At 65.7% G+C, this 14488-nt stretch carries 13 protein-coding genes and 1 other RNA gene; 10 read left to right on the forward strand and 4 right to left on the reverse strand.

Annotation, left to right across the window (positions count from 1 at the left end; all coding sequences use genetic code 11):
* The first annotated feature begins 256 nt into the window (after positions 1-256).
* Together P6U29_RS12425 and P6U29_RS12430 are read left to right on the forward strand one after the other, a co-directional pair.
* Positions 257-2056, forward strand: coding sequence for an ABC transporter ATP-binding protein (locus P6U29_RS12425; RefSeq protein WP_407117859.1), 1800 nt, complete (start codon positions 257-259; stop codon positions 2054-2056).
* A 54-nt stretch (positions 2057-2110) separates the two neighbouring features.
* Entirely contained in the window at positions 2111-3517 is a 1407-nt protein-coding gene (locus tag P6U29_RS12430) for an MATE family efflux transporter (RefSeq protein ID WP_407117860.1), read from the forward strand.
* A 30-nt stretch (positions 3518-3547) separates the two neighbouring features.
* Here P6U29_RS12430 and P6U29_RS12435 read toward each other — a convergent pair whose 3' ends face one another.
* Positions 3548-4291, reverse strand: coding sequence for a sulfite exporter TauE/SafE family protein (locus P6U29_RS12435; RefSeq protein WP_407117861.1), 744 nt, complete (start codon positions 4289-4291; stop codon positions 3548-3550).
* Positions 4292-4522: 231 nt separating this feature from the next.
* Between P6U29_RS12435 and P6U29_RS12440 the strand changes: the two genes are divergently transcribed.
* A complete protein-coding gene (locus P6U29_RS12440) occupies positions 4523-4783 on the forward strand; it encodes a hypothetical protein (RefSeq protein ID WP_407117862.1) in 261 nt (86 codons plus the stop codon).
* A 7-nt stretch (positions 4784-4790) separates the two neighbouring features.
* Here P6U29_RS12440 and P6U29_RS12445 read toward each other — a convergent pair whose 3' ends face one another.
* Positions 4791-6161 (reverse strand): PLP-dependent aminotransferase family protein, encoded by a 1371-nt coding sequence (locus P6U29_RS12445; RefSeq protein ID WP_407117863.1) that lies wholly within the window; start codon positions 6159-6161, stop codon positions 4791-4793.
* Between the two features lie 78 nt (positions 6162-6239).
* Between P6U29_RS12445 and P6U29_RS12450 the strand changes: the two genes are divergently transcribed.
* A complete protein-coding gene (locus P6U29_RS12450; RefSeq protein WP_407117864.1) occupies positions 6240-6668 on the forward strand; it encodes a DUF983 domain-containing protein in 429 nt (142 codons plus the stop codon).
* A gap of 73 nt (positions 6669-6741) precedes the next feature.
* A complete protein-coding gene (locus P6U29_RS12455) occupies positions 6742-7455 on the forward strand; it encodes an alpha/beta fold hydrolase (protein WP_407117865.1) in 714 nt (237 codons plus the stop codon).
* Between the two features lie 246 nt (positions 7456-7701).
* Here P6U29_RS12455 and rnpB read toward each other — a convergent pair.
* Positions 7702-8127: RNase P RNA component class A (gene rnpB / locus P6U29_RS12460), an RNA gene on the reverse strand.
* 150 nt (positions 8128-8277) lie between these two features.
* Between rnpB and P6U29_RS12465 the strand changes: the two genes are divergently transcribed.
* Positions 8278-8631, forward strand: a complete 354-nt coding sequence (locus tag P6U29_RS12465) for a YciI family protein (protein ID WP_122401961.1) — start codon at positions 8278-8280, stop codon at positions 8629-8631.
* Positions 8632-8653: 22 nt separating this feature from the next.
* Positions 8654-9886 (forward strand): RNA polymerase sigma factor, encoded by a 1233-nt coding sequence (locus P6U29_RS12470; protein WP_407117866.1) that lies wholly within the window; start codon positions 8654-8656, stop codon positions 9884-9886.
* A 146-nt stretch (positions 9887-10032) separates the two neighbouring features.
* On the opposite strand, the gene P6U29_RS12475 is transcribed toward P6U29_RS12470, so the two are convergent.
* On the reverse strand, positions 10033-10896 hold the full coding sequence (locus P6U29_RS12475; protein ID WP_407117867.1) for an N-acetylmuramoyl-L-alanine amidase: 864 nt from the start codon (positions 10894-10896) through the stop codon (positions 10033-10035).
* A gap of 440 nt (positions 10897-11336) precedes the next feature.
* Between P6U29_RS12475 and rsmH the strand changes: the two genes are divergently transcribed.
* Genes rsmH through P6U29_RS12490 form a run of 3 tightly spaced genes read left to right on the forward strand, consistent with a single transcriptional unit; the run spans position 11337 to position 14473 of the window.
* Positions 11337-12326 carry a 16S rRNA (cytosine(1402)-N(4))-methyltransferase RsmH gene (gene rsmH, locus P6U29_RS12480; protein WP_407117868.1) on the forward strand — a complete coding sequence of 330 codons (990 nt, stop codon included), beginning with the start codon at positions 11337-11339 and terminating at the stop codon, positions 12324-12326.
* A 3-nt stretch (positions 12327-12329) separates the two neighbouring features.
* Complete coding sequence (locus P6U29_RS12485) at positions 12330-12722, forward strand: hypothetical protein (RefSeq protein ID WP_407117869.1); 393 nt, start codon at positions 12330-12332, stop codon at positions 12720-12722.
* The gene (locus P6U29_RS12490) at positions 12719-14473 is read left to right on the forward strand and encodes a peptidoglycan D,D-transpeptidase FtsI family protein (protein WP_407117870.1); all 1755 of its coding nucleotides are present in this window, start codon (positions 12719-12721) and stop codon (positions 14471-14473) included. Before P6U29_RS12485 ends, P6U29_RS12490 begins: the two co-directional genes overlap by 4 nt.
* The last annotated feature ends 15 nt before the right edge of the window (positions 14474-14488 follow it).

Below are 14488 nucleotides of genomic sequence, written 5' to 3' on the forward strand. Positions count from 1 at the left end.
TCGAACCGGGAGGGATTTGCATGATTTCGTCGCATTCGCAGATCGTACGCCCGCGCTCGATGATCTCCTGGCTCGGTATGTACGCGGCCTGTTAGAGGCCTCTTCCGCCAGCTTCGATTGGGCCAAGGTTTCGACCAAGCGTCCCGATCGCTTCGCTTCCCAAGTCAAAATCAGTTTTACGTGACGCCATTGCGGCCTTCGGCCGAGTTGCGTCCATCGATGGAGCCGGCCCGCGCGAAAGCGGCCGGATGATGCCATGACCGCTCTGTCAAAGAAGCCCGCAGCGATTCGCGTGGTGCTGCCCTTCGTGTTCCGGCACTGGCTGAAGCAGCCGGGGCGCGGCCTCGTGGTGGCCGGCGGCTTATTGGGCGCCACCGTCGCCGACCTGCTCATGCCGGTGTTCTCGGGGCATCTGGTCGATGCGCTGACCCGCGGTCCGTCCGATCCCGATGCGCGCCACGCGGCGCTGGTCGCGTTCGGCGCCATCGTGGCGCTGGGCGCGGCCTCGATGGTGCTGCGGCTCGCAGGGCTCCAGGCGATCGTGCCGTTCACGCTGAAGATCATGTCCGAGGTCGCACAGGACGCGTTCACGCGCGTACAGCGCTTCTCGACCGACTGGCATGCGAACTCTTTTGCCGGCTCCACGGTACGCAAGATCACCCGCGGCATGTGGGCGCTCGACCTGCTCAACGACACACTTCTGTTGGCGCTTTTGCCCTCGTTTGTCGTGCTGATCGGCTCGATGATCCTGCTCGGCGTGCACTGGGTCTCGCTCGGCGCGGTGATCGCGCTCGGCGCGCTGGCCTATGTCACGATGACGGTGCTGTTCTCGACGCGCTACATCGCGCCGGCCGCGCGCGTCTCCAATGCCTGGGACACCAAGGTCGGCGGCACGCTGGCGGATGCGCTGACCTGCAATGCGGTGGTGAAATCCTTCGGTGCGGAGGCGCGCGAGGATGCGCGGCTTGCCCGCGTCATCAACCGCTGGCGGGTGCGCGTGCGGCGGACCTGGCTCCGCTACAACTACACCGCCATGGCGCAGCTCTCGCTGCTGTTGGCCTTGCGTGCCTCCGTGATCGGCGGCTCTGTGCTGCTGTGGATCTCGGGGTATGCCTCGCCCGGCGACGTCACCTATGTGCTGACGAGCTACTACGTCATCCACGCCTATTTGCGCGACGTCGGCATGCACATCAACAACCTCCAGCGCTCGGTGAATGACATGGAGGAGCTGGTGGCGATCCATGACGAGCCGATCGGCATCGCCGATGCGGCCAATGCGCGGCCGATCGCGATCAAGGGCGGCGAGATCGTGTTCGACGACGTCACGTTCCACTATGGCGGCCATCGTGCGCCGCTGTACGACGGCTTGTCGGTCAGGATACGTGCCGGCGAACGCGTTGGTCTGGTCGGTCGCTCAGGCTCCGGCAAGACCACTTTCGTCAAGCTGGTGCAGCGGCTCTACGACGTCACCGGCGGTCGCGTGCTGATCGACGGGCAGGACATCGCGCTCGCCACGCAGCAATCGCTGCGCAGCCAGATCGCGATCGTGCAGCAGGAGCCGATCCTGTTTCACCGCTCGCTCGCCGAGAACATCGCCTATGGCCGGCCCGGCGCCAGCCTGGAGGCGATCGAGCAGGCGGCGCGGCTCGCCAATGCGCACGACTTCATCCTGCGTCTGCCGAAAGGTTACGGCACGCTGGTCGGCGAGCGCGGCGTCAAGCTGTCGGGTGGCGAGCGGCAGCGCGTGGCGCTGGCGCGCGCGTTCCTGGCGGACGCGCCGGTGCTGATCCTCGACGAGGCGACCTCGAGCCTCGATTCGGAATCGGAGGCGCTGATCCAGGAGGCGATGGAGCGGCTGATGAAGGGCCGTACCTCGATCGTGATCGCGCACCGGCTGTCGACGGTGAAGAGCCTCGATCGCATCCTGGTGTTCGACCGCGGCGAGATCGTCGAGCAAGGCACGCATGCTCTGCTCGCAGCCAAGCCGGGCGGTATCTATCGCGGCCTGTTCGAGCGCCAAGTGGTGGAGCTCGGACAGATCGCAGCAGCGGAATGAGCGCGCGGCAGCGGGGCAAACGCCCCACCGCCAGGCCGCGCGAGGATGGATGAGATGAAAGACCTGACACACGGCTCCATCGTGCGACATATCCTGGCCATGGCGCCGCCGATCATGATCGGCATGATCTCGATCATGATCTGCCAGCTGGTCGATCTGTACTTCGTCTCGGGCCTGGGCGAGGCTGCGATCGCGGGCGTCGCCGCGGCCGGCAACGCCGGCTTCCTCGTCAATGCCCTGATGCAGGTGCTCGGCGTCGGTACAGTTGCGTTGATGGCGCATGCCGTGGGCCGCAACGACCGTGACGATGCCAATCTGGTGTTCAACCAGTCGGTCGTCCTGTCGGTGCTGTTCGGGCTGCTGACACTGGTTGCGGGCTTCGCGCTGTCGCGTCCCTATATGCGCGCGGTCGCGGCCGACGAGGCAACGGTCGAAGCCGGCACCGTCTATCTGCTCTGGTTCATGCCGGCGCTGGCGCTGCAATTCGCGACGCAAGTGATGGCGTCGGCATTGCGGGCGACCGGCATCGTGCGGCCGACCATGCTGGTGCAGGCGCTCGCGGTGGGCATCAACATTGCGCTGGCGCCGGTCCTGATCTCGGGCTGGGGCACCGGGCATCCGCTCGGCGTCGCTGGGGCTGGCCTCGCAAGCTCGATCGCCGTCTTTATCGGCGTGCTGATGCTGCTCGCGTATTTCCTGAAGCTGGAGCGCTACGTCGCCTTTCATCCTGCGCAATGGCGGCCTCAGCTTTGGCAGTGGAAGAGAATCCTCAATGTTGGCCTGCCTGCCGGCGGTGAGTTCGTGATGGTCTTCATCATCATGGCCGTGGGCTACTATGTGCTGAGCGTTTTCGGCCCGGCGGCGCAGGCCGGATTTGGTATCGGCACGCGTCTCCTCGGCCTGATCCAGATGCCTGCGCTCGCCATCGCGCTGGCTGCGGGGCCCATCGCCGGCCAGAACTTCGGCGCCGGCATTGGCGCGCGCGTGCGGGAGACCTTTGTCAAGGCGGCGCTTGTCGCGAGCGCCGTGATGATTGTGTTCCTGATCCTCGCGCAACTCGCGCCAGGTGTGTTGCTTGCCGGCTTCTCGAGTGATCGGGAAACGTTGGTGGTTGCGTGGCTCTTCCTGCGCATCGTCTCGTTCAACATGGTGGCGCAGGGGCTGATCTTCACCACCTCCAGCATGTTCCAGGGGCTCGGCAACACCAAGCCCGTGCTGGTGACCTCGGCAATGCGGGTCCTCACCTATTCCCTGCCGTCGATCTGGCTCTCGACATGGCCGGGCTTTCGGATGGAGCACGTCTGGTATTTGTCGATTGTGACAACGACGCTTCAGGCTGCGTTGAGCGTGTGGTTGCTATACCGCGAATTCGGCAGGCGCCTGGGGCCACTGCGGCACCCCGAGGTTCTGGCGCCAGCGGAGGCTGAGCCGGAAGCGTCTCCCGCGCGTGCACCGGGGTAGCGACGGCTGATTGTTGTGTTGGCGTGCGCGTCAGTGCGCGCCAACACTGTTCCAGACGAGGGTGAGGCCCGATAGGAACAAGAGGCCGAGCACGACATCGCCGAAATGCTTGTCGTTCAGCGCGTGATAGACGCGCGCGCCCGCCCATGCGCCGATCAGCGTGCCCGGAAACGCGATCAATGCGAGCCAGACCACCTTGAAGGCGACGAGGCCGGATGCTGTCTGCAGCACCAGCGCGGTGGCGAGCACCGTGAAATTGAAGAGCTGGAAGATGCCGCGCCGCTCATGCTTGTTCCAGCCGCGGATGTTGGCCCACAGGATCGGCAGCGGCCCCGAGAGTCCGGCGAGGCCGCCAAGAATGCCGCCGGCAAAGCCGATCGCGCCGTCGGCGATCCGGCCGCCGAATTTGAAGGCGAGCGGCCTCTTGTTGAGGTACAGCGCGCTCGAGAAGATCAGGATCAGCACACCGACGCTCAGCTTGAACACTTTTGGATCGGCTGACGCGACCATCATCGTCCCGAGCGGTACGCCGATCAGGCCGCCGATCAGGAACGGCCAGACGAGCGAGAGATCAAAACTCTTCCACATCGACGGCAGCGTCGAGGTCTGCGCGATCACCGAGCAGATCAGCACCAGCGGCACCGCGAGCGAGGGCGGCAGGACGTAGAGCCAGATGCCGAGCGCCATCAGCGCCGTGCCGAACCCGGCCAGTCCCGAGACGAAGCCGCCGGCCAGCGCGCCGAACAGCAGCAGCGCGTAAGTGGACGTTTCCACCTGTCATTTCCTGTCGTTAGCGGCGATGCCGAACTTTGATCGCTGCTTTTGAACGTCATCTGGCGCATAGCACAGATGCGGCAGGGAAGGTCAATTTCAAAACCGCACGCAAGCGTGATCCCGGCGGGCGGGCATTCGCGGAAGACGCGCCTACATGACGCTCGTACTTTAATCCTGGGGCCTGCCGGGCGTCACGCCGCACCGTCCCTGATGAGATGATGGAGCATGATCATGACCCGCAGGAACATTGCCGTTGCGGCCGCGCTGTTATCGGTCGCCGGCCTGACGCCGACATTGGCGGAGGCGCAGTTTTCCGAGCCTGCAGCCTATCAGGCCGCGCATCCCGACCGCGATGTGCTCAATGGCGGCCAGCTCACGCCCGCCGGGCGCGCAGCCCGCGGCGAGGCGGTGGCCCCGAGCGAGGCCTATGCGGCTTATCCTGCAGCGGTTGCGCCAGTCGTTCGCCCACGCCACCGTCGTCATCATCGATAGGAAGAGTCTAGACGATCTGTCTGGTGTCGGCGGGCTCATGTAGCGCGCCGATCAGGATGCGCAGCGCTTCCGTCAATTCCGCCCTGTTGCGTGCCGCCCCCAGCGCGACACGTGCCGCATGCGGCGGTGTTCCATCCACGGTGAAGGCATCGCCTGCCACGATCGCGAGTCCATTCCGCAGCAGATGCGCCGCGACATCGCGGCGGCCCTCCGGCAGCCGCAGCCAGAGATGATGGGCGGCAGGCTTGGCCAGGAACTGAAAACGCTTTAGGGCGCGTTGCGCAATCTGTTGGCGCCCGACCGCCTCGTTGCGGATGGCAGTGATGATGCGGTCGGCGATGCCGGTCTCGATCCAGTGCGTCACAAGAGCCACCATCAGTGGCGGCGGCATCTGGACGGTGGCTTGCAAGTGGCCGCGCATCTGAAGCTGCGTGTCGCCGTCGGGCGTCACCAGATAGGCAACGCGCAGCGCCGGCGCGAGGCACTTTGACAGCGTGGTTGCGAGATAAGTCCGCTCCGGAATGAGGTTCGCGATCGGCGACGCCGAGCGATCAAGCAGCCCGTAGGCGTCGTCCTCGATCACGATCGTGTCGGTATCGCGAATGATCTTTGCGATTGCGCTGCGCCGCTCAGCCGAAAGCGTTGCGGTGGTCGGGTTGTGCAGCGTCGGAATGAGATAGACGGCTTTGGGCCGGTGCACGCGGCACGCCTTAGCCAGTGCATCGGGCAGAATGCCGCCGTCATCCATGGCGACGCCGACGAGCTTGACGCCGAGCTGTGCCGCGGCGGCCTTGACGCCGGGGAAGGTGAGGGCTTCGGTCAGCACGGTTTCGCCGGGCCGCGCAAGATGAGCGAGCAGGTTGAACAGGATCGTCTGTGCGCCCGGAAATATTACGAGCCTGTCGGCCTGCACATGCGGAACGCGCGCGCGCATCCAGCCCGCCGCGACCTCGCGCTCATGCGCGCTGCCGCCGGGCGGCTGGTAGTTGAGATACGCCGTGAGGCCCGATTGTGCGCGGATGGCTTCCATTCCGGCGATGATGCGCTCGTCGAGCTGCGCCTCCAGTGGATGCGGCGGCACGTTCATCGAGAGGTCGATCGCGACCGGGTGTGGCAGGTCGACGGCGCGGCGCGCGCTGGTCTCCGACACGAACGAGCCCTGTCCGACGCGGGCTTCCATGATGCCGCGGCGCCGGGCTTCAGAGTAGGCGCGCGTCACCGTGGTGAGGTCGATGCCGAGCGCTTTTGCCAGCGCCCGCTGCGTCGGCAATTGCTGGCCGCGCACCAGCCGCCCGGCGGCGATATCGGCCTCCATGGCCTCGACGATGCGCTGGTAGCGCGGCCCCGAGAGCTCCGAGATTGTAGGGATCCAGCCCATGCAATTAGGCTCGTAACCTTTGAATGTATGGATGCAAGATATTATTGTATGGATCGTCGAAAAGGAAGAGGTGTGGTCATGGCGACGGTCTCCCTGGCAAAGGCGATGTGGCACGGTTTCAGCGGCAAATGTCCCAATTGCGGGGAGGGGCACATGTTCGGCCGCTTCCTGAAGGTGACCGAGGCTTGCGATCATTGCGGCGAGGAGCTGCTTCACCAGCGCGCCGACGACTTTCCCGCCTATCTCGTGATGGTCGTGGTCGGCCATCTCGTGGTGCCGGCAATCCTCGCGGTCGAGACCGCCTACGCGCCGCCGGAGTGGCTGCAGCTTGCGGTGTGGCTACCCGTGACGCTGTTCGCCTCGCTCGCACTGCTGCAACCGACCAAGGGCGCCATCGTCGGGCTGCAATGGCAGCTCGGCATGCACGGCTTCGAGGCGAGCAAGCTGCGGCGCGGGGCCGGTGAGCTCGCGCCGGTGCTGGTGAAGGCGGACACGCGCGCGGCCTGAACCGAGCGCGGCGTTTACATCCCGCGGCCTGCCGCTACACTCCATCGTAGAAACAAGAACGATGGAAACGCCGATGACCGCACGCGCGAAGACCTTCCTGCTCTGTCATGGCGCGTGGTCCGGCGGATGGGCCTGGAGGAAGATGCATCCGCTGATGGTGCAGGCCGGCCACCGCCTGGTGGCGCCGACCTATACCGGGCTCGGCGAGCGCGCGCATCTCGCCAATCCCGCGATCGATCTCGAGACGCATATTCAGGACATCCTCAACGTCATCGCCTTCGAGGACCTCAACGATATCGTCCTGCTCGGCCACAGTTATGGGGGCATGGTCGCGACCGGCGTCGCCGACCGCGCGCGCGAGCGTGTGACGCAACTGATCTATCTCGACGCCTTCGTGCCGCGTGACGGCCAGTCGCTGTTCGATCTCAACGAGGGCGGGCGCGAGCCGATGCGCAAGGCAGCCGCTGCCGGCGATGGCTACCGCATCCCGCCGAACCCGCCGCCGCCTGACACGCCGCAGGCCGATCTCGACTGGCTCAATGCGCGCCGCGTCCCCATGCCGATCAAGTGCTTCGAGGCGCGCTTGAGGCTCGAACACGGCGAGCCGGCGATGCCGCGCAGCTACATCTATTGCACGCGCATTCCCCCGGGTGACGTGTTCGGGCAGTTTGCGACGCGGGTGAAGAGCGAGGAAGGTTGGCGCCATTTCGAGCTCGACGCGAGTCATGCGCCGAACGTGACGGCGCCGCAGGCGTTGATGGCAGTGTTGAACGAGATCGTCACATGATCCACGCTCGTCATTCCGGGGCGTGCGCAGCACGAACCCGGAATCCATTTCTCCTCCGTCTCTGCCGCCCGATAGATTCCGGGTTCTCGCTTCGCGAGCCCCGGAACGACACCGGTTGAATGGCTGCGCGCTTGGCCAAAATGGTGAGGGGCCCGATGCGCTAGCATCGAACCCCTCGTTGCTTCCTTAGCGAGACGCGTTTTCTTCACGCGAACCGGAAAACCGCTTCGCTCGAAAACGCTTTAGAATATCAGCCGGCCTGTAAGCCGGGTTCTGTAGGGCACCGCCCGCTTGCGCGAGCGATACGCGACGGCCATTCCTCTGGAACCATGTTTGCACATGGCCTCGAGCAACCTACCCGGACGGCGGGCCTGACATCGCCCCGCGGCGTTATCGCTTTCGCGAACAGCCCGCTATGCCGTCCCTATTCGGTTTTGCTCCCGGTGGGGTTTGCCATGCCGGCTCCGTTGCCGGAACCGCGGTGCGCTCTTACCGCACCTTTTCACCCTTACCCCGCGAAGCCGAAGGCGAAGCGGGGCGGTTCGTTCTCTGTGGCACTTTCCCTGGGGTTGCCCCCGCCGGACGTTATCCGGCACCGCATGTCAAGGGAGCCCGGACTTTCCTCCCCGGCGGCCTTTCGGCACCTGCCGGAGCGGCCGTCCGGCCGACTGACGGGACTACGCATGGGCATTTATGGCGGTTCCGTCAAGCCGAGATCGCCACGCACGCGTCGTCGAAAATAATTTATCCTGAAGATGTCGTTTGGAGCGTGCCCCGTTCGACTGGATGTCGGCGAGTGAGCCGAACAACAGGAGTGAAGCCATGCAATATCTGCTGATGATCTACCAGAACGAGGTCGAGTACGCGAAGAACGACGCGGCGACCAGCCAGAAGATGTTGGCCGAATACCAGGCTTTCACGCAATCCATCATCCAGAGCGGCAACTTCAAGGCCGGCGACCGCCTGCAGCCGACCACGACTGCAACGACCGTGCGTGTGCGCGAGGGCAAGACGCTGACGACCGATGGTCCGTTCGCGGAAACACGCGAGCAGCTCGGCGGTTACTACCTGGTCGAGGCGAAGGATCTGAACGCGGCGATCGAGATCGCGGCGCGGATTCCCAGCGCGCGCATCGGCTCGATCGAAGTGCGGCCGATCTGGGTCTACGACAAGTGACGGCCGAGCCGCGCGTCGCCGCATGACCCCTGGCGAGATCGACAAAATCTTTCGCGACGAGGCGGGGCGGGCGCTGGCCACGCTGATCCGCCTCGTCGGCGATTTCGATCTCGCCGAGGACGCACTCCAGGATGCTTTTGCCGTCGCCCTGGAACGCTGGGCGGCGTGTGAGGCCCCTGACAATCCGCGCGCCTGGCTGGTCAACGTCGCCAAGCACAAGGTGATCGACCGCATCCGCCGCCAGGCCGTCTTCCGCGGCAAGCAGCAGGCGCTGGTGCATGAGCTCGAACTCAACGCACAAGCCGCCGAAGAGCCGCCGGCAACGCTCGACGACGACATGCTGCGGCTGATCTTCACCTGCTGCCATCCCGCGTTCGCGGCCGAGGTCCAGGTCGCGCTGACGCTGCGCACCGTCTGCGGGCTGTCGACCACGCAGGTGGCGCGCGCCTTCCTTGTCGGCGAGGAGGCGATGGCGCAGCGGCTCGTCCGCGCCAAGCAGAAGATCAGGCTTGCCGGCATCCCGTATGAGGTGCCGGAGCGCGAGGCGCTGGCGCAGCGGCTCGATGGCGTGCTCGCGGTGATCTATCTCGTCTTCACCGAGGGCTATGTCGCGACCGAGGGCGCGGACCTGATGCGGCCCGATCTCGCCGTCGAGGCCATCAGGCTTGGTCGCCTGCTGGACCGGTTGATGCCCGACCGCGCCGGTATCAAGGGCCTATTGGCGTTGATGCTGCTGCACGACGCGCGCCGCGCCGGACGCGAGACGCCGGCCGGCGACGTCGTGCTACTCGAAGAGCAGGACCGCTCGCTCTGGAACCGCGCGCAGATCGACGACGGCCTGCGGCTGGTGGAGGACGCGCTGCGCGTGCCGGGCCGGCCGCAGCCCTATGCGGTGCAGGCCGCGATCGCGGCCCTGCATGCGCGTGCGCCGAGCTTCGAGGAGACCGATTGGCCGCAGATCGCGGGGCTCTACCAGGTGCTGCTGCGCATCAGCCCTTCGCCGGTGATCGAGCTGAACCATGCGGCGGCGGTGTCGATGGTCGATGGGCCGGCACGAGCGCTCGATCTCGTCGATGCCATCACCGCGCGCGGCGGGCTTCGCGGCTATGAGCTGTTGCCGGCGGTGCGCGCGGATTTGTTGCGGCGAGTGGGACGGAAGGAAGAAGCGCGCGAGGCGTATCGTGCGGCAACCGAGGCGACGCAACTCGAGCCGTTGCGGAGGCTCTATGCGCGGCGGGTGAGGGAGATGGGGTAGGTCTCGTGCCCCGGACGCAGCGCAGCGCTCCTTGGCGCTGCGCTGCAGAGCCGGGGCCCATCTCGCAAGCCGGCCGTGTCGCCGACTGGGTCCCGGCGCGCGCTTCGCGCGTCCGGGACACGAGAGCGAATTGCGCGGCTACGCCCTCACTTCGACGCCACCGTCGTCCCCTCCGCCGGCAAGCTCGCCAGCAGCGCCTGCAAGGTCGACAGCGTCGAATGATCCGCGACGCCATCGAGCCGTGCCGGACGGAAGTGGCGCTGGAAGGCGGTGACGACCTCCATCGTCGCCGCGTCGTATTTGCCGTTCAGGGGCACGCCATAACCGTACCTGGCGAGTGCCTGCTGCATGCTCAGCACCGCGTCGCTGATGGTGCCGAGCATCAGCGTCTCGCCCCGAACGATCGGCGCAGGCGTTACCCAGTGACCGACGCCGGAATTGGCCAGCGAATGCCACGGAAACTTTTCGCCGGGGTCCTTCTTGCGAGCGGGCGCGACGTCGGAATGGCCGAGCACCCGGTGCGCCGGCACCTTGCGGCGGAGCATGATGCCGCGGCACAGCGCGATCACGGCGGCGATCTGGCGCAGCGGATACTCGGGATAGCCCCAGTCATGGCCGCGATTGATGATCTCGATCCCGATCGAGCAGGAGTTGATGTCGTCCTCGCCGGCCCAGGAGGAGACGCCCGCGTGCCAGGCGCGCTTGATCTCGGGCACACATTGCACGATGCGGCCGTCCTCCAGCACGACATAATGCGCCGAGACCTCGGTGCCGGCCGTGCAGAGGCGCGCCAGCGCGCCTTCGACATCGGGCATGCCGGTGTAGTGCAGCAGGATCATGTCCGGCTGCCGTCCCTTGTTGCGCTCGCCGTAATTGGGCGATGGGATGATGTCCGAGACGATCGAGGAATCGGGCTCGAACGTCCGCAGGCTCGCCACGGTCTTGGGAACCGGGAGAACACGGTGACGCTTCGAATCAGATCCAGACGGCGTGGACGAACCGGAGGGCATGAGCAGCTCAAACGGACGGAGAGTGGGGCAAGCCCTTCTCTTTACTATTCCTTTACCCAGCACCGTGCGCAATCACGTGGCGCGATTAACGAATGCATTTTGGCGATGTGTGTGGATGAAGCATCACCCCCTCGTCACCTTTTCCACTTGTCACGAGCCGAGCAACGCTTTCTTAACGCTAAGGGCCGTTACTGAGAGATGAAGAGCCGACCCGCGTCCGGAGGCGGCCAAAGCGTATTTTGGCTCGAAATCCCATGGCTGCCCGACAAATTCCACTGGGAACACTGGGTTGGTGGCCCGGGACGACCGGGCTTGGTAACCATGCTGGACGGGGGCTTTGTCGTGGAACCGCCGCGACGCGCAATGATTCGAGGCGTTATGGGCTTGTTCGACCCCGATCTCGCTCGGATGTCAGGCTGGGCGGTCGGCAGGCGCCGCGCATGAGCTCGGTGCCGCATATCCCGGTTCTTGGCCGTGAGGCCATCGCGCATCTCGCTCCGCGCGAGGGCGGCATCTATGTCGACGCGACTTTCGGTGCCGGCGGTTATAGCCGCGCGATACTGGAGGTGCCGGGAACCCGACTCATCGCCATTGATCGCGACCGCACCGCGATTGCCGGCGGTGCCGAGCTGGTCGAACGTTCCGCGGGCCGACTGACGCTGGTCGAGGACCGCTTCTCCAACCTTGCCGAGGTCTGCGCGGCTCAGGGCGTTGAGACGATCGACGGCCTCGTGATGGACGTTGGCGTGTCCTCGATGCAGCTCGATCAGGCCGGTCGCGGCTTTTCGTTCCGTCTCGACGGTCCGCTCGACATGCGGATGGGGCAAACAGGCCCAACCGCGGCCGACGTCGTTGCGCGCGCCTCCGAAGGCGATCTTGCCGACATCATCTATCTCTTCGGCGAAGAGCGGCATTCACGCCGCATCGCTCGCGCCATCGTGGCGGACCGCCAGGAAACCCCGTTCACGACCACGCGCGCGCTCGCCGATCTCGTCGGCAGGGTCGTGCGATCGAAGCCCGGGGACATTCACCCGGCGACGCGGACGTTCCAGGCGCTGCGCATCTTCGTCAACGAAGAGCTCGAGGAACTCCAGAGCGCGCTCGCTGCGGCCGAGCGCGTGCTCAAGCCCGGCGGCCGCCTCGTCGTCGTCTCGTTCCATTCGCTGGAGGACCGCATCGTCAAGAATTTCCTCGGCGAGCGTTCCAAGACGGGCGGCGGTTCGCGGCATCTGCCGGAAGTCGCCCAAGTCGCGCCGAGCTTCCAACTGCTGACGCGGCGGCCGGTCGTCGCCGGTGAGGACGAAGTTGCGCATAATCCGCGCGCGCGCTCCGCAAAGCTGCGCGCCGCCGAGCGCACCTCGGCGCCGGCGCATGAGACCGACGAGGCATCGTCCTGGCCAAAACTCTCCGACGTGATGAGAGGCGGCTAGCGCATGCGCATCATCCACCTCCTCGTCATCGGTGCGCTGATCTTCGCAGCCGCCCATGTCTACCGGATCAAGATGGACTCCACGGCGCGCACCGAAAAGGTGCTGCGGCTGCGTGCGGAGATCCGCGAACAGCGCGATGCGATCGCGGCTCTGCGGTCCGAGTGGGCAAAGCTCGATGCGCCGCTGCGGCTGCAAGGCCTGTCCGATCGGCATCTGCATCTCAAGCCGGTCAACGGCACGCAATATGATTCGCTGAAGAACTTGCCGGAGCGTCCGCCGCGGATGTTCAGGCCGGGCGAGCCCGATCCGATCGGGGCCATGCTCAAGACCATCGAAGCCGCGAGCGACCCTGACACGGTGACGGGTTCCGTGCCTCAGCCCGAGGACAAGCAATGAGCCCGGCAACGCCTGCAAGACCAACCGAGAAGTCGACCGAGCCTTGGCGGCAGCGGCTGATCCGCAGCCTGCTCTACGGGCGCAATGTCGATCGCGCCGCGAAGGCGCGGGCGCGCGTGGGCCTCGCAATGCTTGCCTTCGCTTCGGTCTACGTTCTGATCGGCGGCCGGCTCGTGATGTTTGCCATCGGCGCCGACGCTCACGGCGCCCGCCGCGCCGCGGCGCAGGAGGTGGTTGCGACCGCGCGGCCCGACATCGTCGACCGCAACGGCGCGATCCTTGCGACCGATGTCAAGGCGTCGAGCCTGTTCGGCGAGCCGCGCCGCATCATCGACAAGGACGAGGCGATCGAGCTCTTGACCGCGACCATTCCCGACCTCGACGAGGCCGAGGTGCGCGAGCGCCTCAGGACGCGCAAGGGCTTCGTCTGGCTCAAGCGCGAGGTCACGCCGGCGCAGCAGCAGGCCGTCCACAAGCTCGGCATTCCCGGCATCGGCTTCCTGCGCGAGAACAAGCGCGTCTATCCGACCGGCAACGAGGTTGCCCACCTCATCGGTCTCGTCAACATCGACAACCAGGGCATCGCTGGCCTCGAGAAGTGGCTCGACAATCAGGGGCTCGCCGATCTCCACCGCGCCGGCTTTGCCACCGATCGGCTGCAGAAGCCGATCGAGCTCTCGGTCGACCTGCGCGTCGAGCATGCGCTGCGCGATGAGCTGCTGAAGGCCAAGGACAAGTTCCACGCCAAGGCCGCCTCCGGTATCGTCTCCAACGTCAAGACCGGCGAGATCGTGGCGATGGTCTCGCTTCCGGACTTCGATCCCAACAATCCCAAGGAAGCGCACGACCCCGACCGCATCAACCGCCTGACCACCGGCGTCTACGAGATGGGCTCGACGTTTAAGGCGTTCACGCTGGCGATGGCGCTCGATTCCGGCAAGATCAACCTGAACTCGATGTGGGATGCGCGCGGAAACCTGCACTATGGCAAGTTCACGATCCACGACAGCCATCCGCTCGGGCGTTTCATCAACACCAAGGAGGTGTTCACCTTCTCGTCCAACATCGGCGCGGCGCGGATCGCGCTCGGCCAGGGTGTCGAGGCGCACAAGGCGTTCCTCGCCAAGATGGGGCAGTTGACGCGGCTGCGCACCGAATTGCCGGAGAGCGCGGCGCCGCTGATTCCGCGGCGCTGGAGCGAGCTGAACACGGTGACTGCCGCGTTCGGCCAGGGCCTCTCCGTGGCGCCGCTGCAAGCAGTGATGGGCATCAATGCCCTGGTGAACGGCGGCTATCTCATTCCGCCCACCTTCATGAAGCGCAGCGAATCCGAAGCCGCGGCTCTAGCCAAGCGCGTGATCAAGCAGGATACCAGCGACAAGATGCGGTATCTGATGCGGCTCAATGCCGAGATCGGGACCGCGAAGTCCGCCGACATCAAGGGCTATTACGTCGGCGGCAAGACCGGCACGTCCGAGAAGGTCATCAACGGGCGCTACGCCAAGAAACGTGTGCTCAACTCCTTCACCGCCATCCTGCCCTGCGACGATCCCAAATATCACGTCCTGATCATGCTGGACGAGCCGCAGGCGATCCCTGAAACGAAGGGTTTCATCACCTCGGGCTGGAACGCGGTGCCGACCGGCGGCAAGGTGATCGAGCGGATCGCGCCGCTTCTGGGCCTCGAGCCACGGTTCGACCTGCCGCCGTCCGAGCGCCTTATTCTTGCAGCATCCAGGACAACCCAGTAATCAACCGGGTGAGCC

This window comes from Bradyrhizobium sp. LMG 9283, assembly GCF_045571415.1.
Classification (GTDB): domain Bacteria; phylum Pseudomonadota; class Alphaproteobacteria; order Rhizobiales; family Xanthobacteraceae; genus Bradyrhizobium.